The 20,938-nt window shown below is 48.5% G+C and carries 15 protein-coding genes and 2 riboswitches; of the genes, 10 read left to right on the forward strand and 5 right to left on the reverse strand.

From position 1 onward, the window contains the following. Positions 1 to 294 precede the first annotated feature (294 nt). Positions 295 to 415: riboswitch (molybdenum cofactor riboswitch) on the forward strand. A 458-nt stretch (positions 416 to 873) separates the two neighbouring features. The 3 genes from fdhF to nuoF all read left to right on the forward strand — a co-directional run bounded on the left by fdhF (position 874) and on the right by nuoF (position 5,366). After that, positions 874 to 3,555, forward strand: a complete 2,682-nt coding sequence (fdhF, locus tag B2633_RS14650; RefSeq protein WP_276624209.1) for a formate dehydrogenase subunit alpha — start codon at positions 874 to 876, stop codon at positions 3,553 to 3,555. 123 nt (positions 3,556 to 3,678) lie between these two features. Next, positions 3,679 to 4,125 carry an NADH-quinone oxidoreductase subunit NuoE gene (gene nuoE / locus B2633_RS14655; RefSeq protein WP_061213992.1) on the forward strand — a complete coding sequence of 149 codons (447 nt, stop codon included), beginning with the start codon at positions 3,679 to 3,681 and terminating at the stop codon, positions 4,123 to 4,125. A 17-nt stretch (positions 4,126 to 4,142) separates the two neighbouring features. Continuing rightward, a complete protein-coding gene (gene nuoF / locus B2633_RS14660) occupies positions 4,143 to 5,366 on the forward strand; it encodes an NADH-quinone oxidoreductase subunit NuoF (RefSeq protein ID WP_276624198.1) in 1,224 nt (407 codons plus the stop codon). Between the two features lie 143 nt (positions 5,367 to 5,509). On the opposite strand, the gene B2633_RS14665 is transcribed toward nuoF, so the two are convergent. Next, positions 5,510 to 6,748, reverse strand: a complete 1,239-nt coding sequence (locus B2633_RS14665) for a molybdopterin molybdotransferase MoeA (RefSeq protein WP_061213994.1) — start codon at positions 6,746 to 6,748, stop codon at positions 5,510 to 5,512. Between the two features lie 263 nt (positions 6,749 to 7,011). Beyond that, positions 7,012 to 7,132: riboswitch (molybdenum cofactor riboswitch) on the forward strand. A gap of 172 nt (positions 7,133 to 7,304) precedes the next feature. Here B2633_RS14665 and fdnG point away from each other — a divergent pair. From fdnG to B2633_RS14700, 7 genes are all read left to right on the forward strand, one after another. Continuing rightward, entirely contained in the window at positions 7,305 to 10,337 is a 3,033-nt protein-coding gene (gene fdnG, locus B2633_RS14670) for a formate dehydrogenase-N subunit alpha (protein WP_235811126.1), read from the forward strand. Positions 10,338 to 10,339: 2 nt separating this feature from the next. Then, the gene (locus B2633_RS14675) at positions 10,340 to 11,152 is read left to right on the forward strand and encodes a 4Fe-4S dicluster domain-containing protein (RefSeq protein ID WP_061213997.1); all 813 of its coding nucleotides are present in this window, start codon (positions 10,340 to 10,342) and stop codon (positions 11,150 to 11,152) included. 2 nt (positions 11,153 to 11,154) lie between these two features. Continuing rightward, positions 11,155 to 11,814, forward strand: a complete 660-nt coding sequence (locus B2633_RS14680) for a formate dehydrogenase subunit gamma (protein WP_061213998.1) — start codon at positions 11,155 to 11,157, stop codon at positions 11,812 to 11,814. 13 nt (positions 11,815 to 11,827) lie between these two features. After that, positions 11,828 to 12,601, forward strand: coding sequence for a formate dehydrogenase accessory protein FdhE domain-containing protein (locus tag B2633_RS14685; RefSeq protein ID WP_061213999.1), 774 nt, complete (start codon positions 11,828 to 11,830; stop codon positions 12,599 to 12,601). Between the two features lie 440 nt (positions 12,602 to 13,041). Beyond that, on the forward strand, positions 13,042 to 14,049 hold the full coding sequence (locus B2633_RS14690) for a substrate-binding domain-containing protein (RefSeq protein ID WP_483171472.1): 1,008 nt from the start codon (positions 13,042 to 13,044) through the stop codon (positions 14,047 to 14,049). A gap of 210 nt (positions 14,050 to 14,259) precedes the next feature. Continuing rightward, positions 14,260 to 14,985, forward strand: coding sequence for a DUF1287 domain-containing protein (locus tag B2633_RS14695; protein WP_082736081.1), 726 nt, complete (start codon positions 14,260 to 14,262; stop codon positions 14,983 to 14,985). A 233-nt stretch (positions 14,986 to 15,218) separates the two neighbouring features. Next, on the forward strand, positions 15,219 to 15,677 hold the full coding sequence (locus B2633_RS14700) for a hypothetical protein (RefSeq protein WP_483171473.1): 459 nt from the start codon (positions 15,219 to 15,221) through the stop codon (positions 15,675 to 15,677). A 27-nt stretch (positions 15,678 to 15,704) separates the two neighbouring features. Here B2633_RS14700 and B2633_RS14705 read toward each other — a convergent pair whose 3' ends face one another. The 4 genes from B2633_RS14705 to B2633_RS14720 form a co-directional block, all read right to left on the reverse strand. After that, positions 15,705 to 17,090: an MATE family efflux transporter gene (locus tag B2633_RS14705; RefSeq protein ID WP_276621124.1), complete on the reverse strand. Its 1,386-nt coding sequence runs from the start codon at positions 17,088 to 17,090 to the stop codon at positions 15,705 to 15,707. A 153-nt stretch (positions 17,091 to 17,243) separates the two neighbouring features. After that, a complete protein-coding gene (locus tag B2633_RS14710; RefSeq protein ID WP_483171474.1) occupies positions 17,244 to 18,086 on the reverse strand; it encodes an FAD binding domain-containing protein in 843 nt (280 codons plus the stop codon). Continuing rightward, positions 18,083 to 18,553 (reverse strand): (2Fe-2S)-binding protein, encoded by a 471-nt coding sequence (locus B2633_RS14715; RefSeq protein ID WP_276624203.1) that lies wholly within the window; start codon positions 18,551 to 18,553, stop codon positions 18,083 to 18,085. The genes B2633_RS14710 and B2633_RS14715 overlap by 4 nt, the downstream gene beginning before the upstream one ends. Then, positions 18,550 to 20,850 carry a xanthine dehydrogenase family protein molybdopterin-binding subunit gene (locus B2633_RS14720; protein WP_483171475.1) on the reverse strand — a complete coding sequence of 767 codons (2,301 nt, stop codon included), beginning with the start codon at positions 20,848 to 20,850 and terminating at the stop codon, positions 18,550 to 18,552. Before B2633_RS14720 ends, B2633_RS14715 begins: the two co-directional genes overlap by 4 nt. Positions 20,851 to 20,938 lie beyond the last annotated feature (88 nt).

Raw genomic sequence — 20,938 nt, forward strand, 5'->3', positions numbered from 1 at the left:
AAAATTAATCAGAAAGTGGATATTATTTGGAAGGCCATAATATGCAATGTGATATATGCGCTATTGGCTGCGAGGTATTTGATGGAGACATATGGACTAGGTTAAATCACGTGGCAGGTTTACAAGTGTATGTTGAATCGGAAAAATTATGTTTGATATAATTGAGTTACGTTGGGTTTGTAAAAAGTATTATTAATCTAGTTATAAAATTAGCAGGAAGTTTTATTTAAGAGTCGAATATAAAATATTTAAGAGGCTTGTTTTTTAATCCAATATAAAAAACTCAACATGCTTTCAAGAGCTTAACTCCGAGCTATCCCGCCTAAAGCGAAATGCCATGGTGGCTTAGCCGTTAGGGTAAACAGGGAAACAGGTTTGCCTCCATCATGATGAAAGGAGCGGTATTGTATTTATATCACGCTTTTTCATACTAACCCCCTATGGCCGGGGCCACAACCACCGACGAAAATGAGGGTATTACAGGGAATTATTGGACACTGCAACTTTAATAGTGACACCCGGGGCGGAACATCAGGAGTACCTGCAGGGTGATTTACTCAGATTAATATCAGCGTTAATCATAAAAATCAGCGTCCATCTGTCTCAAGATTTCAATTTTCTTTTTAATTAGGGGAAGCGTGATTATTATTTCTTGTCGTTAAACCTTGGAAAGGGGTTCGGCGGTGAAAGTATCAAGCATTGCCGGGTTTCCGCAAAGGAATCTGGTTAGGCCTGATATTTTATACTCAAAAATGGGGCCCTGAATCAAGGAAAAGTTGCCTTATAGTTCAATTCCAAATTATCTTGGAAGGCACCCCCTGTTTCAGTGTGGGGGTTTTTTTGTTGCCTAAAAAAATGGAAGGAGTGATAGTGGTGGATTTGGTAAAACTCATCATTAACGGAAAGGAGGTAGAGGCTCCGGCAGGAAGTACCATTCTACAAGCAGCTGAACTGGCTGGTATCGAGATACCCAGATTGTGCTATGACAAGGAGCTTAGCCCCCTGGGCGCTTGCCGCTTGTGCGTGGTGGAAGTAAAAGGCAACCGCCTGTTGCCGGCATCTTGCGTAACACCGGTGTTCCAGGGAATGGAAGTCGAGACTGAATCGCCAGCAGTAATGGAAGCGCGCAAGACGATCCTGGAATTATTGATTGCCAACCATCCCTTGGATTGCTTGACCTGTGAAAAAGCAGGCGCCTGCAAGCTGCAAGATTATTGCTATCGTTATGGGATTAAGGGAAGTCCCTTTGTCGGCCAAAAGCATGCCTATGCGATCGACGACAGTAATCCCTTCATAGTAAGAGATCTGAACAAGTGCATTTTATGCGGCGCCTGTGTCAGAGCTTGTGAAGAACTGACCGGTGCGGATAACCTGTCTTATTTGAAGCGGGGCTTCCACCGCAAGGCAACCACTGCCGGGGATGTCGACTACATCGATTCCGATTGCGTATTCTGCGGGCAGTGTGTAGCCGTATGCCCAACCGGGGCATTGACCGAAAAGACCATGGTTGGTCAGGGACGCCGCTGGGATATTGAACGGGTTAGGACCACCTGCCCATTCTGCGGCACCGGATGTAATTTCGATCTGGCGGTCAAAGACGGAAAGGTAATAGGCGTCCTGTCAAATCCGGATGCGCCCGTTAATCAACGCAGCCTTTGCGTTAAAGGACGCTTTGGCTGGGACTTCATCTATAACGAAAACCGGCTGACTACTCCGTTGATCAAGAAGAATGGACAATTTGAACCTGCTTCCTGGGATGAGGCTTTTAGCTTAATTGCTACGCGTTTTAAAGAGATCAAGGAAAAATACGGCCCCGATTCTTTTGCGGCTTTGAGTTCGGCTCGCTGCACCAATGAGGAAAACTTCCTGGTTGGCAAGTTCAGCCGTGCCGTAATGGGGACCAATAATGTTGACCATTGCGCCCGTACCTGACACGCGCCCACCGTGGCCGGTCTGGCCACTACTTTTGGAAGCGGCGCTATGACAAACCCGATCAGTGATATTACCAACGAGGCTGAGCTCATGTTCCTGATTGGAACCAATCCTACCGAAGCTCATCCGGTAATTGGCTACAAGATGAGACAGGCGGCCCGTCGGGGTGCTAAATTGGTAGTATGTGACCCACGCCATATCGACCTGGTTGATGAAGCCGACTACTGGCTGCGTCTGAAACCGGGTACTGATATACCTCTCCTGAATGGCTTAATGCACATTATTATCAAGGAAGGCCTTGAAGACAAGACATTCATAGAAGAACGCACCGAGAACTATGAAGAACTCAAGGCTATTGTGGAGCCCTACACTCCGGAACGGGTTTCCGAGCTTACCGGCATCTCAGTGGATGATCTGTACGCCGTGGCCCGCCTCTATGCTACCACCGATAAGGCCATGTTATTCTACACCCTGGGTATTACCGAGCATATCTGCGGAACCCGTAATGTTATGAGCTGTGCCAACCTGGCTATGCTGACCGGACACCTGGGCCGCCCGGGAACCGGAGTCTGCCCGCAGCGCGGCCAGAACAACGTTCAGGGCGCCTGCGATATGGGCGCACTGCCCAATGTGTATTCAGGCTACCAGGCCGTAGGTGTGGATGCAGTACGGGAAAAACATGAAAAGGCCTGGGAAGCGAGCCTGTCACCCAAAGTAGGTCTCAAGATTCCGGAAATGTTTGAAGCGGCTCATGAAGGCAAAGTGAAAGCCATGTATATTCTGGGCGAAAATCCGGTTTTGACCGATCCGGATGCCAATCACATCAGAGGTGCTTTAGAAAAACTGGAATTCCTGGTGGTTCATGAACTGTTCCTTACTGAGACTGCCGCTTATGCGGATGTAATTCTGCCGGCGGCCAGTTTTGCCGAGTGTGATGGTACCTTCACCAATACCGAGCGGCGCGTCCAAAGGGTTCGCAAGGCAATTGAACCTATCCCCGGTCAGGCCAACTGGCAGACTATCTGTCAGATGTTTGTTGCTATGGGCTATCCCTTGAATTATAACAGCCCCAAGGAGATATGGGATGAGATGGCTTCCCTGTCGCCCTCCATGGCGGGCATCAATTTTGAGAGAATAGACCAGGAGAACAGCCTGCAGTGGCCATGCCCCAGCTTAGACCATCCTGGTACCCCGGTTCTGCATGTTGGCAAATTTACCCGCGGTCTCGGTCTGTTCCAGCCTTCCGAGCATATACCGCCAGGTGAAATACCCGATGCCGAATACCCGTTCCTACTCTCCACCGGCAGAATACTGCAGCATTATAATGTAACCACTCCGTATTCCAAAGGCATCAGCAGCATTTGGAACAAGGAGATGTCGGAACTCAACCCGGTTGATGCTGATAAATTGGGCGTGGTAACTGGCGGCCAGGTTAAAGTCACCTCCCGTCGTGGGGAAGCGATAACTCAAATCAAAGTAACCGATAGAGTGTTGCCAGGGGTGATATGGATGTCTTTCCATTATAATGCTACCCCGACCAATGCCCTAACCAGCCATCACCTGGATCCGATTACTGGAACCGGTGAATATAAAGTGTGTGCTGTAAAGCTCGAAAAGGTATAGGAGGCCAGTTAAACAGCGGCCGCGTTCGAGATGGTTTTGCCAAAATCATCCGCAAAAAGACGTTAATATTTGTATGTAAATAGAATCTAGTCCAAACCCAATAAGGTTGGAGGTGAATAAGCAATGGCAGATTACAGAGAAATTATCAGCGCCTATAAAGAAGTTCCCGGCGGTATTATCGAAGCATATCATGCAGTGCAAAAAGAATACAGCTACATCCCTGAGGACGCGGTGGTTTATGCGGCTCAAGTGTTTGATATGCCCAAGGCCAAGGCCTACGGAGTTGCTACTTTTTATTCCTATTTGCAGGTTGGCCCCCGGGGCAAAAATGTCATTCGTATTTGTGAAAGCGCACCCTGCCATATCGCGGGTGCTGATAAGGTTGTGGCTGCTCTGGAAAAGGAACTGGGTATCAAAATGGGGGAAACCACCCCTGATGGCAAATTCACTCTGGAATTTGCCGAGTGTGTAGGGCAGTGCCAGGCCACACCGGTTATAACAATCAACAGTCAACCGTATGGGGATGTAACAGCTGATAAGGTTGCTGCTATCCTCGCAGAGTACAAGTAAAGAAGGGAGGGTAAAAAATGGCCGAGGAAATGCGCATAGTACTGCGCAATTACGGCAAAGTTGATCCGTTGAACATCGATAGTTACACCCAGGTGGGCGGATATCAAGCCTTAGCCAAAGCTAAGAGCATGAGCCAGCCAGATCTGATTGAAGAGGTTAAGAAGTCAGGATTACGGGGCCGTGGCGGCGCCGGATTTAACACTGGTATGAAATGGAGTTTTTCCTACGGCGTAAAGGCCGATCAGAAATACGTTATTTGCAATGCCGATGAGGGTGAGCCGGGAACTTATAAAGACCGGATCATCATGGAGAATGACCCGCAGAGCGTCCTGGAAGGGATGGCTATTTGCGGGTATGCAATAGGAGCCAATAAGGGCTATATCTACTGCCGGGGCGAGTATCCCTACGTTGTGGAAATCCTCGATAAAGCCATAGCCCAGGCCAGTGAAAAGGGCCTCCTGGGAGACTTCAATATCGAAGTGCGCATGGGAGCCGGGGCCTATGTGTGTGGGGAAGAAAGCGCGCTTATTGAGTCTATAGAAGGGCACCGGGGTGAACCCCGCTTCAAGCCCCCATTTCCACCGGTTATCGGCTTGTGGGGCAAGCCCACTATTGTCAACAATGTAGAAACCTTTGCCAATATTCCCGCCATTGTTGACAAGGGCGCGGATTGGTACAAAGGCATTGGCGCGGCGGGCTATCCAGGAACCAAAGTCATGACCTTGACGGGAGATATTGTCAACCGCACTGTTATTGAAGTGCCTACTAACACCACCATCCGCCAGGTATTGAACGATTTTGGCGGAGGAATTGCCGGTGGCAAAAAGTTCAAGGCGGTGCAAATAGGAGGAACATCTGGCGGATTCATACCCGAATCACTGCTCGATACCCCGATCGACTTCGATTCCATGTCAGCCATTGGCGCTACCCTGGGGTCAGGAGCCTTCTTCGTAATGGATGAGACCCGGGATATAGTCGATGTAATTGATCGCATAAGCAAGTTCTTTGCTCATGAATCGTGCGGCAAGTGCACCCCCTGCCGGGAGGGAACTCAGCGCATGCATGAAATGCTGCACCGGGTGAAAAACGGCGGAGCAGTTGCCGGCGATCTAGACTTTATGGAGAGACTGGGAAGCGTTATGTCCAAAGCCTGCTTGTGTGGTTTGGGACAGGCGGCTCCGGCTCCAGTGCTAACAACCTTAAAGCATTTTAGAAACGATTATACAGCCAAGTTTAATTAATGCTCTATAATCCCAGATTATGTTTATTATGTACCGGGGGCCATAAACCCCCGGTACACAATCTTGTGCTATAAGTTCGGGCAATAAAAATGATTAATGAGAAAAGTGAGGAGTGAGGGGTAAGGAGCGCTGATGCTTGTGTCTTAATCTACGATTAATTTAGCTTTAACCATGACGGGTTCTTCCCCCGACCTTTTATGTACATCTAACAGTAAAGGAATATTTCCCGTATTAATATCTTTTCGGTTTACCGGCAGGGCGTAGGCATGGCCCTGTTCAATAATCATTTCTCCTCGGTGCAGGCTGCGCCCCGACTTTAAATGTTCAATGGGACTGGCCAGCTCTATATTAAACCAATCACCTTTATACAATAACTCTCCTTTTAACTTAAGCAGGGCCGGTTTTACCAGAGCTTCAAACAATATTCCGGCTGCAGAGGGGCTGCCGGACAGATTGAAAATAAGTTTGCCATCAAGAAGGGCGGCCGAAGTATTTTTGCCGGGAAAGACGTTTATACCTTTGAAAAGAAGCTGGGCATTCAAATACTCGAACGCGTTGCGAACCAAGTCGAAAAGGCCGTTGCCGGTCCCCCCGCTGATTATTATCATATCAGAGACCCGTGCCGCCTTTTTTATTGCAGCTATAATGGTGTGCAGGTCATCATTAATTACAGAAGGCGACAGCGACGGTAAAGCTCTGCTGCTGTTTATTTTGCATGCTAATAGGCTCCGGTTGCTGCAATATATGCATCCTGTTTTGATGGGGGACCCGGGTAAAAGCAACTCATTTCCCGTGTCTATAATATATACACGAGGCACTTTGTATACCGGCACCCTTTCTATGCCACAGGCGGCTATTCTTTCCAGGATTTCCGCTTTTAAAACCTGCCCTTTGGCGGCAACTCTATCTCCAGCCATCAATTCGTGGCCGGCTCTTCGTATATTTTCACCCCGCCGCGGCCTGATGCTGACAATTATATAGTTTTCATTTATTATCTCAACGTCCTCTTGTTTGATAACGGCAACGCTGCCCTCTGGAAGCAAAGCCCCGGTCATAATTCTACAGGTTTCCCCGGGCCTTGTTGGCCTGTTTTCAATTGAACCAGCTCCGATAATAGAAGCTACTCTCAAACGCAACGATCGTCCGGTTTGCAGTCTTTTAAGATCAGTCTTGCCAATCGTATAGCCATCCATTGCCGAACGGTCAAAATTGGGTATATCAATAAAGCTGGCTATATTATCCGCGGCCACCCGCATATAGGCATTATCGATGTGCAGGTACTCGGTGTCCAGGGCTTGAATGCTTTCACAGCTTATATCAACAGCTTTATCTAAACTAACAGCTTCTAATATCTTATCATTAACCAACTGTAGTCTACTCATAAATAACCTACCTCATTTATCGCGCATTTCCTTTTTTGTTCTATAAAGAGGTGAAATATATCCCCCGATGTTTTAAAACCCTCAGTATATATTTCTTTATTTATTATACATCCATTATAGTAAATTGTTAGGCTTAATATGAAATAATTATGTTTAATTTTTTTAGTGACAAAATAATAGCATTATGTTATATTGTGTTTGAGATAGTTGGATGTATATAGCATACGGTGTATTATTCTGTGTATGGTTGGCGTATGATTAAGACAATTGTATAGCTCCAAGCCTTTAGACCTAAAGCAAAGCCATGGTTTCTAGGCCTCTGGGTATAGTTGGAAACGATTGTGCCTCCCCGTATTTTTGGAAAGGAGCCTAAAAAGCCTGGTTCAAAGCAGGTAGTACTTGCTGGGCCATAATGGGCATAAAATCCAAAAATATTTTTTTATGCCCCTGGCCTTTGCTGGAGGCATTTTTGCTTATCCCATAAATGCAATCAGGTACTCTGGCAAAAAGAGTATCTGCTGGTAGTAGTAGTTTTTAAGGGAGGTAGAGATTGGTTATGAAATTTACTCGTCGTGGTTTCCTGAAGCTTTCAGGTCTCTCCGTTGCCGCGGTTGCTTCCGGCTTGGGGTTTGACTTGGAAGCAACTGCCGCACACGGGCACGCACTGAAGCTGGCAGGGTGCACAAAGATACCCAGCATCTGTCACTTCTGCTCAGGTGGATGCGGGCTTCTCCTGCATATTAAGGATGGAAAACTGGTCCACCTTGATGGGAACCCGGACAATCCCATCAACGAAGGTACCCTTTGCCCCAAGGCGGCAAGCCTGGCGCAGGTGGCCTATTCTCCGGAACGTCCGAAAAATCCGCTTTATCGTGCTCCGGGTTCTGACGAATTCGTGGATATTACCTGGGAAGAAGCTTATGATCGTATTGCCAAGAAAATCAAGGAAGTCAGAGATAAGACCTGGACGAGCACCGAGGAGATTACGAATGCCAAGACCGGAGCCAAAGAAACCGTTACCGTGAATCGGGCGGAAGGCATTTGTATGATAGGTTCGGCCGAGGTTGATAATGAGGAAAGCTACCTGCTTTCCAAACTTGCCCGCCTGATCGGGACACCATTCCACGAACACCAGGCCCGTATCTGACACGCGCCCACGGTGGCTAGTTTGTCACCTTCATTTGGACGCGGCGCCATGACCAACTCCTGGCAGGATATGCAAAACTCCGAATGTTTCTTGATCGCAGGCAGCAACTGTGCGGAATGCCATCCCATTGCTATGAAATGGGTTAACCGCGCCCGGGCGAAAGGCGCCAAGGTTATTGTTGTTGACCCGCGCTTCACGCGCACCGCTTCCCAGGCGGATGTCTTCGCCCAAATCCGTCCCGGAACCGATATTGCTTACCTGGGTGCAATGATCAATTATTACATCGAGAATAGGCTTTATGATGAGTTCTATGTTTTGAATTTCACCAATGCGCTTTATAAGATAAGCAAAGATTTTGGATTCAAAGACGGTATGTTTTCCGGTTTTAACCCTGAAACCAGGAAGTATGATTATGCAAGCTGGGCCTATCAACTGGATGCCGAGGGTAAACCGGTAAAGGCAGACAGCCTGGATGATCCGGATTGTGTTTTCCAGAAACTCAAAACCCATTATTCCAGATATACCTTTGAAGTAGCTTCAAACATCACCGGAATACCGGTTGCCAAAATAAAACAGATAGCCGACACCTTCGCTGCAGCCAAACCAGGCAACATCTTCTACGCCCTGGGCATGACCCAGCACACCACCGGTGTGCAGGGTATTCGTTGCTACGCCATCATCCAATTGCTACTGGGCAATGTGGGCAAGGCCGGTGGCGGCATCCAGGCCCTGCGCGGCGAGCCCAATGTTCAGGGTTCCACCGATATGGCCAACCTGAACGCCAACTTGCCTGGATATATCCCTTATCCTACTAATCAAGAAAAGACCTTGAATGATTTTGCTGCGAAACACGGCTCGGTCCAGTATAAACCAATAGTAGCCCTGCTCAAGGCCTGGTTCGGCGCGAATGCTACCGCCGAAAATGAATACGGATATCAGTGGCTGCCCAAGAACAATCCAGCAAATATGCCTATTCAACCCCAGTTCTTCAGCAAAATGGAAGAAGGACAGTTTAAGCTTCTCCTCAACTGGGGCTCCAACTCCACGGTTTCCATCCCGGACAGAAAACTGGTGGCTAGAGGCCTATCTAGTCTGGAAATGCTGGTAGTGGCCGACATATTTAACACCGAAACCGCCCAGTTCTGGAAAGAAGAAGGATTAAATCCGGCCAAGATTCCGACCGAGGTAATCTTCCTGCCGGCGGCCTTCGTTTATGAAAAGGCCGGCAGCATGACCAATTCTTCCCGCCTGGTCCAGTGGAAGGAAGTGGCATTAAAACCCCTCAATGACTGTCACCCGGATTTGGATATGCTGGACCACATCTTCAAGAGAGTTCGCGCCCTTTATAGCGGAAGCAATGACCCCAAGGATGAACCAATTTTAAAAGCCAACTGGGATTATGGCGATCATGAAGCAAGCGCATTAAAAGTCCTCCAGGAACTCGGCGGCTATAACGATACTACTGGCAAACCTATTGCCGCGATAGGCGAATATCTGGCAGCACCGATTGGCACGGTTTCCACCGGATGCTGGGTATATGCAGGGGTAACTCCGGAAGGCAAAAACCTGGCAGACCGCCGGGGCAATGCTGATCCCACCGGTCTGGGCCTGAATAAAGATTATGCTTTTGCCTGGCCGGGCAATATCCGCGTTCTCTATAACCGGGCTTCTTGCGATGCCCAAGGGCAGCCGGTCGATTCCAAACGCAAGCTGATCTGGTGGGATCCCGTCCAGAATCTCTGGGTCGGCAATGACGGACCCGATGTGGTCGACAAGACCAAAGGTCCTGATACACCGGAAGGAAAGATTGGGTTCAAACAGAATCCTGAAGGAGTAGGACGCTTATTCGCAGCTACTTATAAGAGTGGTACAGTTGCGCCAGAAGGTACTGCGGCTGTCGTCCCGATTCGTGGAGCAGGTATGACGGTTGATGGACCGATGCCGGAGTTCTATGAGCCGATTGAAAGCCCGACCGCCAATCTTCTGCATCCTGAGGTGCAGAGCAATCCTTGCGCCAAGATTGTTTCAAAAGAGTTTGGCAACCCGGATGAATATCCCTATGTCCTTACCTCCTATGGGGTTGTCGAGCACTTCTGCGCCGGGGCGATTACCCGCAACATTCCCTGGCTGAATGAGATAGCGCCTGAGCCTTATGCTGAAATAAGCAAAAACCTGGCCCATAAAATTGGTGTTAAAGAAGGGGATGAAGTCGAAGTATCCTCTGCCCGTGGCAAGTTAGTAGTGCGTGCCCTGGTGACTGACCGAATCCAGACTCTTAAAATCAACGGTAAAGATCAGGAGACCATCGGTATGCCGTGGAGCTGGGGCTTTGCCAGCTTGAGTCCTGGCCCCAGTACTAATAATGTGACAATGAATGCATGCGATCCCGGAGCGGGTACTCCTGAGTATAAATGCTGTCTTGTCAACATAAGGAGGGCTTAACGATGGCGAGAAAAATGGTTTTTATTGACACCTCATTATGTACTGGGTGCAAGGCCTGTTCCGTAGCCTGCAAAGCGTGGAATGATCTTCCGGCTGAAAAGACACAACGCATAAGCAGTTATCAGACCCAGGCTGACTTTACACCCAATACCTGGACCTATGTCAGGTTCAGAGAAGAGTACAAAGATAAAAAAATGCGTTTTAATATGCTGAAACTCCAGTGCTTCCACTGCGCCGATCCAGCTTGTATGAAGGCCTGTTCTTCCCAGGCCATCTATAAGACAGAATCGGGATATACATTGATCGATAAAGACAAATGCATTGGCTGCGGATATTGTGCGGCGAACTGCCCATGGGGCGTTCCCAAGATTGACGAAGCTGCTAATAAAGCTTACAAATGCACCGGTTGTATTGATCGCGTTGAAAGCGGTATGAAACCGGCATGTGCTCAAACCTGCCAACCCGGCGCGATACAGTTTGGCGATTATGATGAGATAATGCCCCAAGCCCAAGCCCGCGTTGCAGAGCTTCAATTAACCAATCCGAAAGCACATCTGTATGGCAATGAATTGATGGGCGGCACGACTTATGTTTATCTGCTGCAGGATAGACCGGATGCTTATGGGCTTCCTTTAAATCCTACAACACCGATATCCTTGACTCTTTGGAAAGATATAGTTTATCCGCTGGGTGGTATAGCGATTGGCGCTTCGGCTGCAGCTATCACTTGTGGGGTTATTGTCAATTTAGTAAGGGGCAATTATGCCAACCGAGCGAAAAATATCGCGGCATCCCACGACGAAGGAGGTAAGTAGATATGGCAAAAGAGGTATATCGTTTTTCCGCGGGAGAGCGTTTTGTGCACTGGTGTCACGGCGTTGCATTTTTGCTGTTGCTTTTTACCGGACTGGGAGTGCTCGTCTACGCTTTTCAGCCGGCTATGAACGTATTCGGCGGGATTCAAGTTACACGAAATATTCACCGTGTCGTTGCTGTGCTGTTTACGTTAGGTATGATAATAGGATTCATTGGCAAAGGACAAGGCGCACGCCAGATGCGGCGCTGGTTTAAAGACGTAATTAACTTCCGTAAAGACGACTTCGATCATGCCAAGAATTTTGGTATAGAATTCTTTGGCGGCCATAAACCATTCCCGCCCCAGGGCAAGTTTAACGGCGGCGAAAAGCTGAACTCTATGTTTACCATCCTGGGAACACTTTGTATTGTTACCAGCGGCTATATTATGTGGTTTGCTTCAGGTCCAAGTTTGCTGCTACAGTGGGCGTATCCTATACATGCGGCCTGCGCACTTTTTATGGCTGCCCTTTTGATTGCCCATTTATATCTGGGAATACTTCATCCCGATTCAAACCAGGCTCTAAAGGGTATTTTCACCGGTTGGGTTCCTGCCAAGTTTGCTTATGAGCACTATGAAAAATGGTATAACGAAGAGGCAAAAGAAACCATGAAAGGATAAGAGGAGAATTTGTATGGCTGCAGGAAAAAGCAAATTGGTAGTTGCGGAAAATATGGAACAAGCCTACCAGAAGTATCGTCAGCTCAAACTAGAGGTTGATGCCTGGCGGCAGGAACGTGGTTCATACTGGCTTGCTAGTTTAAGCCTGAATGAAGAATCTCCATATTTACCTATTGTTGATTTACCTCAAGGTGCAATTATCGAGCTTTGGCAGAGATTAAATCTCTCTGCCAAAGTAGAAATCAATGATTCAGACTTGTGGGAAATGTGGGAGCAATTGAAGTCAGGCAACAACATGATGGAAGCAGAAATGGCAACACGCCTCCAGATAGCGGTTAATGGTGTAGCTAAACTGGCCAGCCAGACCGTCAATGAAAAGGGAGTACCGGAGCAAAAGTATAATCCCCGCGCATCAGAGAATCCGGAGAAAAATGTAGCCGCTTGTCCGGTTTGCGGCGAAATATCGACTTTGGCGGTTCTGACCGCACCGGACGGGAAAAGAGTAATGCACTGTAACACATGCAACTTTGAATGGCCTGTACAGCGAACCGGATGTATGTATTGCGGAAGCGAAGATTCCAAGAAATTGTTTTATCTCAAAAACGAGGCGTTTCCCGGAATTGAAATGGGTGTTTGTCAGGTTTGTGGGCAATATTTCAAGGAAATCGATGGGCGTATGCTTTATGCTGCGGATTATCTTTGGGAAGATATGAGAACGCTTCCGTTGAATTATGCAATCGAACGCTGGATAGAAGAACAGGTTAGAAAAGATAATCAAATCAACTAGTTAAGCCAAATAATATGAAATTAATATATTGGGGAATTAATCGCAGCGAAGGCTAGTCTTGATAGTATCTCTGGTAACATGATGCTATAGACTGTGTGCCATAATTATTGATGAAAAAGCTTAGGCTTTTCATACATCCCAATCTTTTTCTTCCCGCTTTTGCGGGAAGCTTTTTTTTAAGGATAAGGCAACGATCGTACATGAAAATTATAAAGAAGAGAAAACTAGTAGCGACAAACGAAACTTAGTAAAGATAGCCATTTTAAATAAGAAACGGTAACTACAAATTCTTAAAATAAATAGGAAAAAAAACAATAAAGGGAATATATGAAATCTCAAAACCCCAGGTAAGTTGACACGATTCTCCCCTGGTGTTATGTTAAAAGTACAATAAAAATCGGCAAAAATGAATTATGATAGATTTATGAGTTGCTACCCCTATGAGCAATCCTGTTAAGCGAGAACATTTACTGATAAGCGGAAGGAGTCGAATAACCATTACTAAACGTCCGCCTCTTACCCCAGAAGAAGCTGCTCAAATACTTAAAATTTCTCGATACACCCTGTACGAGCTAATCAAACGGGGAGAAATTCCCTCATGGCGCGTTGGAAGAAAAATACGTATTGATTATGATTCGCTAATGCACTACTTGCAGGGAGACTCAGGTGAAAAACGCCCCCGGGGATATTCTGACGCGCAGGAGGATGTATCTTCAGATAATGGTTTTTGTTTTATGGGCAGCCATGATCTATCTGTTGAATTGCTGGCAGAGTTTTTAAATCACTCCTCTTCTTCTCTTTCCCTTAAGACTGTTTTTAAAGGCAGTATGCAAGGCTTGGTTGCTCTTTACCACAGAGAAGCGCAAGTAACCGGCATTCATCTTTGGGATGAAAAATTACAGGAATACAATCTACCCTTCGTAGAACACATACTTCTGGCTGAAGCTTATAAGGTTGTTAACCTGGTTCAAAGAACCCAGGGCTGGATTGTCGCCGCAGGCAACAAGCACAATATCAATTCCTGGGAGGATATCACCAAAAAAGGTTGTCGCTTTGTAAACCGACAGAGAGGCTCCGGCACCCGTTTAAGAATAGATCAATACTTGTTGGAAAACAACATACCAGTCCGCCAAATTCAGGGCTATGAAATAGAAGAACAGACTCATTGGGGAGTTGCACTTAAGGTTGCTAATGGAGAAGCTGATTTCGGCATTGGCATTCAATTTGCTGCCCAAAGGATGGGTTTGGATTTTGTGCCCCTGTTTAAAGAAAGGTTTGACCTGGTTATTCTTCAGGAAACAGCAGAAAAGCCTGAATGGCAGCAGATACAGGCAGTTGTAAACTCAACTGCATTTAAACGGGCGGTTGAACAGCATAGTGGCTATGATACCTCCCTGACTGGAAAGATCGTCTACGAAACTCCCCATTCTGCAAAGGCGCGTTCTTAGGACTACCTGCCTGAACTAAACTCTATGATCTTGCTCAGGCTAAGGAGAAGGCTCTTTTAGTTCCAGGCGAGCTTAGCACATTTCTAATATTCCCTTTGGTCGCAAAGACTCTTTACCCTGTGAAAGTAAGATTCTTCACTAATATTCTGCTCGGGATGATATTTACAGGATAAATAAGGTTGGGTAAGAATAAAGGCAGGCAATTTTCCAATGCGTAAGAATAAACGAAGGGGTTTACTTTTATTAATAATCCTTATACTCACTCTGCTCGTGATTAAGTATGGTAATCTCTTGATGTCTCATTTTAACTATCCTAGTTTTATGGAAAGGCTGCCCTTCGGAGCTAAATGCGAAGTGCCGCTCGCAATTTCTTCCCAGGATAATAACCAGAACGGAATTGCTGATGCCTTGGATATTGTTGATGGTGCTCGTCAAGAGGTTAAAAGAGGCACTCAATATGATAGCTCCTATTATTCGCAAGGGTATCCTCCTGAAGGCAAGGGAGCCTGTACAGATGTAATTTGGCGCGCCTTGCAGACGGCCGGTTATGACCTGCGTGCTTTGGTGGACGATGACATAAAAAAAGCCCCTGCTGCTTACGGAACCACCGGCAAGAATCCGGATTCAGCTATCGATTACCGCCGCGTAAGGAATTTGCAGGTGTTTTTTCAGCGCCATGCTGAAGAATTAACTGCGGAGGTAAAGCCCAGAGATACAGAGAACCTGGTTAACTGGCAACCGGGAGATATTGTAGTATTTGCTCCTCCGTTAGAGCATATTGGAGTAATATCAGATCGGCGCCGCCGGGATGGGGTGCCCCTAGTTATACATAATGGCGGACCCCGTGCCAGTGAGGCAGATGCTCTAACGAATTGGCCTACCAAGATAATATATCATTTCAGATTTATAAGCGATAAAAAAGCCGGGGCGCTGTAAATACAGCACCACGTGAGGGTAATAGAGCAAATAGATGCTAAAGCCCTGGGTGATTTTATAGGACGGCAATGATTGCATTGATGATTTTGACTACCCGCCAGATTACCCAAAGTTTAAGATACGCGGTGATAACCAGCAATTATCCTGGCTCAAGAAATACCTGGTTAATCTTGCCTTATACAATTGCGGTCAGATTTTCGCTATAATAGATTAAGCAAAAGGAGGCAGAATCGGTGGTAGTTTCATTAATAGGATTAGCGCTTGTGGTTATAGTGTTGATATTAGCAGCTACTGCAATATCCGCAAGCAGAGGAAATTCTAAAGAGAGAGGGAACATTATGATGAAAAACGTTTATATTTATGTGGTGTTATTTGCAACACTAATGATGATAATCGGCGGAAGCGTAAGCGCATTTATGGCCATTGCCGATATTGTTACTCCTGCTCCTTATCATCAGTCATTTGAAGAATATAGACAATGGGGTTTGGAAAAGTCTGAAAATGCGAATACCAAAGCTAATCTTAGCGAGGCTGAGCTAAGAGCAAGATATGACGCTCTGATTGTAGCTGAAAAAGACCGTCAAGTTAACCGAGCTAAAAATAGGCTGGTAAAAAGCATGGGTTGGATCATTATTCCACTACCGGTATTTATAGTTTTTCAAAGACGGCTTAAGTCAAGCCCGGAGGTTTAAATTACCAGTCAGTGTTTTCAATACCTTTTAAATTTCGCTATAATTCATTTCTTCATCCCGGGGCAGCCTGGACTGAAAAACCTGGCCTGTTAATAACCTCCATAACAATATGCCGGAGAGTATACCGGATAAAGCTACGGCCAGTGGTTGGCTCCAATAGACACCGGTAACGCCCCAGAAGGAAGCAAAAAATACCGCCAGCGGGTAGCGAAAAACGAGCAAGCGGGCAATAGAAGTGAACAGTGAATACCAGGGCCGTTTCAGGCCTTGTGCTGTACCAAATAAAGCCAGTTCCAGCGGGGCAAAAATATGGGCTAGGGCGGCTATGCGTATGGCATGCATGGCCAGTTCGGTGACCTGGGCATCGGAGCGGAAGGGCAGCACCAACCAGGGAGCTCCCAGGATCAGAACGGCCATAATGGGCAGAATAATCAGCCCCGTTCCCAGGAGAAAGATGCGCACCCCGCTGCGAATGCGCTCCCAGTTTTCTTGCCCGTAGTTAAAGGCTACATAAGGGATCAAGGCTCCCGCCATGCCGTAAAGGGGAAGCAGGCCCATCATTTCCAGGCGGGCCATAATGTTCCAGGCGCCTATAGCCGCAGGCCCAAAGGATGCCAGTACCGCATTCAGCAGGGAAAGACCCAGGGGGCTGACCAGTTGAGAAATAGTAACGAAGATGCCTAAATGGCTTATCTTTTTCCAGTAAAGAGGCATGTCTTTACGCAGGTATAGCAAGGGAACGGGTAGTTTGGCTTGCTTGAGCCGGCGGTAAATATAGACCGCTGATAGCAGCTGTCCCATCAGGGTGGCAATGGAGGCCCCGGCTATGCCCCATCCCAGGTAAAACATCAGGATAGGATCCAGGGTCAAATTTACCGCATTGCCTATGAGCATGGCTTTCATGGGCATCAGGGTATTGCCATGGCTCATAGAGATGGCTTCGCCAATCATCACATAGGCCATAATGGGAAAGCTCAAAACCAGCCAAAAGGTATAGGGATAGGCCTCTGTCAAAACCGGGCCCCGGGCCCCCAGGAAATGATAAAAGCCGGTACAGAGTCCGGGGATCAACAAAAGAAACAGGGGCAGTATGCTTAACAAAAGCAGCGGCAGGGCCGACTCTGATAATTTGGCTGCTTCTTCCGGCTTATCCTGACCGCGCGCCTGGCTCATAAGGGTGGTGGCTCCTATCTGTGCTCCTTTCCCCAGTGAAAGAACCAGATAAAAAAGGGGCATAGATAGAGACTGGGCCGCCAGCGGAGCTGAACCCAACCAGGCGATAAACATGGTGTCAACGAATTCATAGAGGTTTTGAAAGAACATGGAGATCATGGCCGGTATAGCCAGGGCTAAAAGGACGCGGAAGACAGGATCGCTACCCATATCCAGCTGCCTTGAGGGTTCATTATTCATCTATCTAAACACCCCTAAAGTATTATAATTTTATTAATCCCCATGGCCAGAGGCCACAAACAACGATGAAAAGTGAGTTAGTAGGGGCTTGAATGGTAAGATGTAGCAGGAAAGATCCCCTTCTCGACTGAAGCCCGATGACTGACGACCTTTTCATATTAGAGACTGCCAGATCTTCAAGGGCAGCTTGCTGGCCAGCAGGCGGCGATATTCTGCCGAGGCTCTGACATCACTGATGGGAGACACTAAAGCAGCCATGCTTTGCCCCAGTCTGCCTAGTATTATGGGGCTGAGCTTTTCCCCGATTAAAGTATTTTCCACTTCCGGAAAGCGCATAACGGTGGGGCCGGTACTGCCCCAGGCGAAGCGGCCCTCTAAAATGCGCTTATCTTCCGCAAATTGTAGGAGGGAAGCCATACTGCATATGGCAATCGCCAGGGCTTTACGCTGGCCCACTTTAAAGTAAAATCCGTGGCTATGCGGAGCGGGAATGGGAATGCGAATCTTATAGAGGATTTCATTGCTGCCGAGCAGGGTTTGACCGGGTCCCTGAATAAAGTCCTGAATAGGAAGCAAGCGGCCGGCAGCAGCGTTTTTTAGTTCCAGGCCGGCATTCAGCACATAGAGCGGGGGCAGGGTATCGCCCGCCGGGGAAGCTGTGCAGATATTCCCGCCGATAGTCCCCATATGACGGATAGGCGGAGAGCCCAAGACCGCAACCGCCTGATGCAAGACGGGAAGCTGGGTTTGAATGATGGGACTGTCCAGCAGTTGCTGGTGCGTAACCATGCTGCCGATGCAAATTTCGCCGTCCTGCCGTTCAATTTGCCTTAATTCGGCTATATTCTCCAGAGCCAGGATCACCGCAGGCGGCAGTTTTCTATCCCGTATCTTTACCAGTAAATCCGTTCCTCCGGCCATAATAAGCGCAGCCGGGTTTTCTTGCTTTATGGTCCATAATTCTTCCAGCGTATGGGGCAGAAACACTTGACTCATAGCTTATCCCTCATTTCTGCTGCCGCGCTTTCTACCGCATCAATGATCTTCTGATAGCCGGTACAGCGGCACAGGTTGCCGCTCAGGGCTGCACGGATTTGCTGGCGGTCCGGAGCTGGATTGCGCTGCAAGAGGTCAACGGTCGCCATAAGCATTCCCGGGCTGCAGAACCCGCACTGGACCGCTCCTTTATCTACGAAGGCCTGCTGAATCGGGTGAAGCTTTTTCCCCGGCGACATCCCTTCGATAGTGGTAATACTCCGGCCCTGCAGCTGGGCGGCAAGCATCAGGCAGGAAAGCTTGCTGACACCGTCTACCAGAATGGTGCAGGCGCCACATTCACCGGAGCCGCAAGCTTCTTTGGTACCGGTATACCCCAGTTCTTCCCGCAGCAGGTCAACCACCCGGCGATCAGGGAGACAATCAATCTCCTGCTTTATCCCGTTTAACTCAAATGCAATCTTCATTCTGCTGCCCTCTTTTCCAGGATTAATAATAGTTGTTCGGCGGTAAGCGGACTTTTAAAAATATGCTGGCCCACGGCCCGGGCAATTCCATTGGCAATCGCCGGCAAGGCGAGATTAATCACGATTTCCCCGATTCCCTTCATACCAAAAGGACCGCTTTCTTCCACGCTTTCCACCGCTATACTCAATATATCCGGTACATCCATAGATGTAGGTAAAATGTAAGTGGCCAGGTTACGGGTCATAAGCTCTCCCCGGTCAAGCTTAAAATCCTCCCACAGGGCGTAACCCATGCCCTGAACCGCACCACCCTGAACCTGCTGTTCATAAAGCTGAGGATTGAGTACCTTGCCGGCATCGGTTGCGGCCAGGTAATCGCTGATTTCCACTTCCCCGGTGAGTTCATCGATTTGCACTCTAGCCAAATGACAGGCAAAGGCAAAAACCCGGTGGGGGAATCCGGCAGCGCGTATGTTCGGGTTGATTTTATCCGGATAGCGGTTTACCGGTGCCGTATAGGAGTAAATTGAAACACGCTCCTCGGGCCGCATACTCGCCGCGACCAGGCCCAGGGGGATTTCCCGTCCGCTGGGGAGATGATTCAACCGGCCGGAACTCAACAAGAAATCTTCAGCATAGAGGCCCATACCCATATTGCAGGCTCGGGTGAGGATGCGTTCTTTTAGCTGGAGGGCAGCTGCCTTTAAGGCGTTTCCATAGGAATAGGTAGTGCGGCTGGCGGCGGAAGATCCTGAAGGCAGAGTTTGCAGGGTATCGGGCTGAATCAATTCGAAGCAGTCAGCTGTCTGTCCCAAAACTTCCGCGGCGATTTGTACATTGGTGGGATTGTTCCCCTGTCCCATATCCGCCACCCCGGAATATATCCGAAAACGACCATCAGGCAGCAGTTCAATTTTAGCATTGGCAATATCTGCCACCATAGGACCATAGCCGGTTCCCTGCAAGCCGGCGGCAATACCAACGCCTCTTAGCTTAAAGGGGGGAGCCTGGCTGACCCAGGCCTGGCGCGAGGTCCATAGCGGGTGTTCTTGCAGTTTTTCCAGGCAGGGAATGATGGCGGTAGAATTGCTCATCCACACCCCAGCTCCCGTTTCATCTCCACGCATGACGGCATTCTTGAGCCGGAAAGCCAGTGGGTCCCAGGCGATTTTATCCGCCAGGATATCCATCATCTGCTCCAGCCCGGCCAGAACCTGGGGTGCGCCAAATCCGCGAAAAGCCCCGCCCACCGGGTTGTTGGTATAAACAGAGAACCCCTCTATCAGAGCATGGGGTATACGATAGACCCCTGCGGCATGCTCCATGGCCAGGGCCAGTACCGGCCCGCCCAGGGAAGCATAAGCACCGGTGTCCAGCACGATTCGGCAGTTCATGGCGTACAGTGTCCCATCTTTTTTACAGCCCAGTTCATAGTGAACCCGTCCGGGATGCCGTTTGGTGGAAGATAGAAAACTCTCCTCCCGCGAATTCCACATTTTGACCGGACGTCCTCCGCTATGTAGTGCTGCCAGTCCCAGCAATCCTTGCACCGTTATCCCATCCTTGCCCCCGAAGCCGCCTCCCAGGTAGGGGGCTATTACCCGGATTTTATCAAGCGGCCAACCCAGGGCATAAGCCAGCTCATTTCTATCCCGCCAGGGGGTCTGGGTGGAGGCGATGATTGCCAGGATACCCTCTTCATCGACCCGGGCGACCCCGGCCTCGGTTTCCAGGTAAGCGTGTTCCTGCCAGGGCAGTTGAAAATCAGCCTCTGCCACAGCGTCACACTCGCTCATAGCGGCTATGCTGTTCCCGCGTACAACTCTGCCGCCCAGCAGGAGGTTTTTATCATTGCGGTTTTCATGCAGCAGCGGTGCGTTCTCCGCCAGGGCTGCTTCCGGATCAAAGACCGCCGGCAGGGGTTCATATTTAATGACAATTTTATCTATGGCTTCCTGCAGTACTGTTTTATTCTCTGCCAGCACTAAGGCCACCGGATCTCCTTTATAGAGTACCTTGCGGTCGGCGAGTACCGGTTGATCCATTTCCGGCACCCCCACCCGGTTGGCGCCTTTTATATCTTCATGGGTCAGTACGGCAAAGATGCCCGGGAGATTGCGCACCGGGGAAATATCTATTTCCTTGATCAGGGCATGAGGATGATCCGAGCGTTTAGCCCCGGCCCAGAGAAAATTATCCGGATAGTAATCGGCCGCATATTTTTCCAAGCCAGATATTTTTCCAGGCCCATCAACCCGCTTCAGACTGCTGCCGATAGGGCTTGCATAAGTTGTCATCCAAGGACTCCCTCCTTTTAAGCATCGAAAAAAGCTGCTTAAGCAGTTTCAACACAGCGCTGCAACGAGGCGGGGATTAGAACCCGCC

The organism is Syntrophomonas sp. UBA1041 (genome assembly GCF_002316705.1).
Classification (GTDB): domain Bacteria; phylum Bacillota; class Syntrophomonadia; order Syntrophomonadales; family Syntrophomonadaceae; genus DTU019.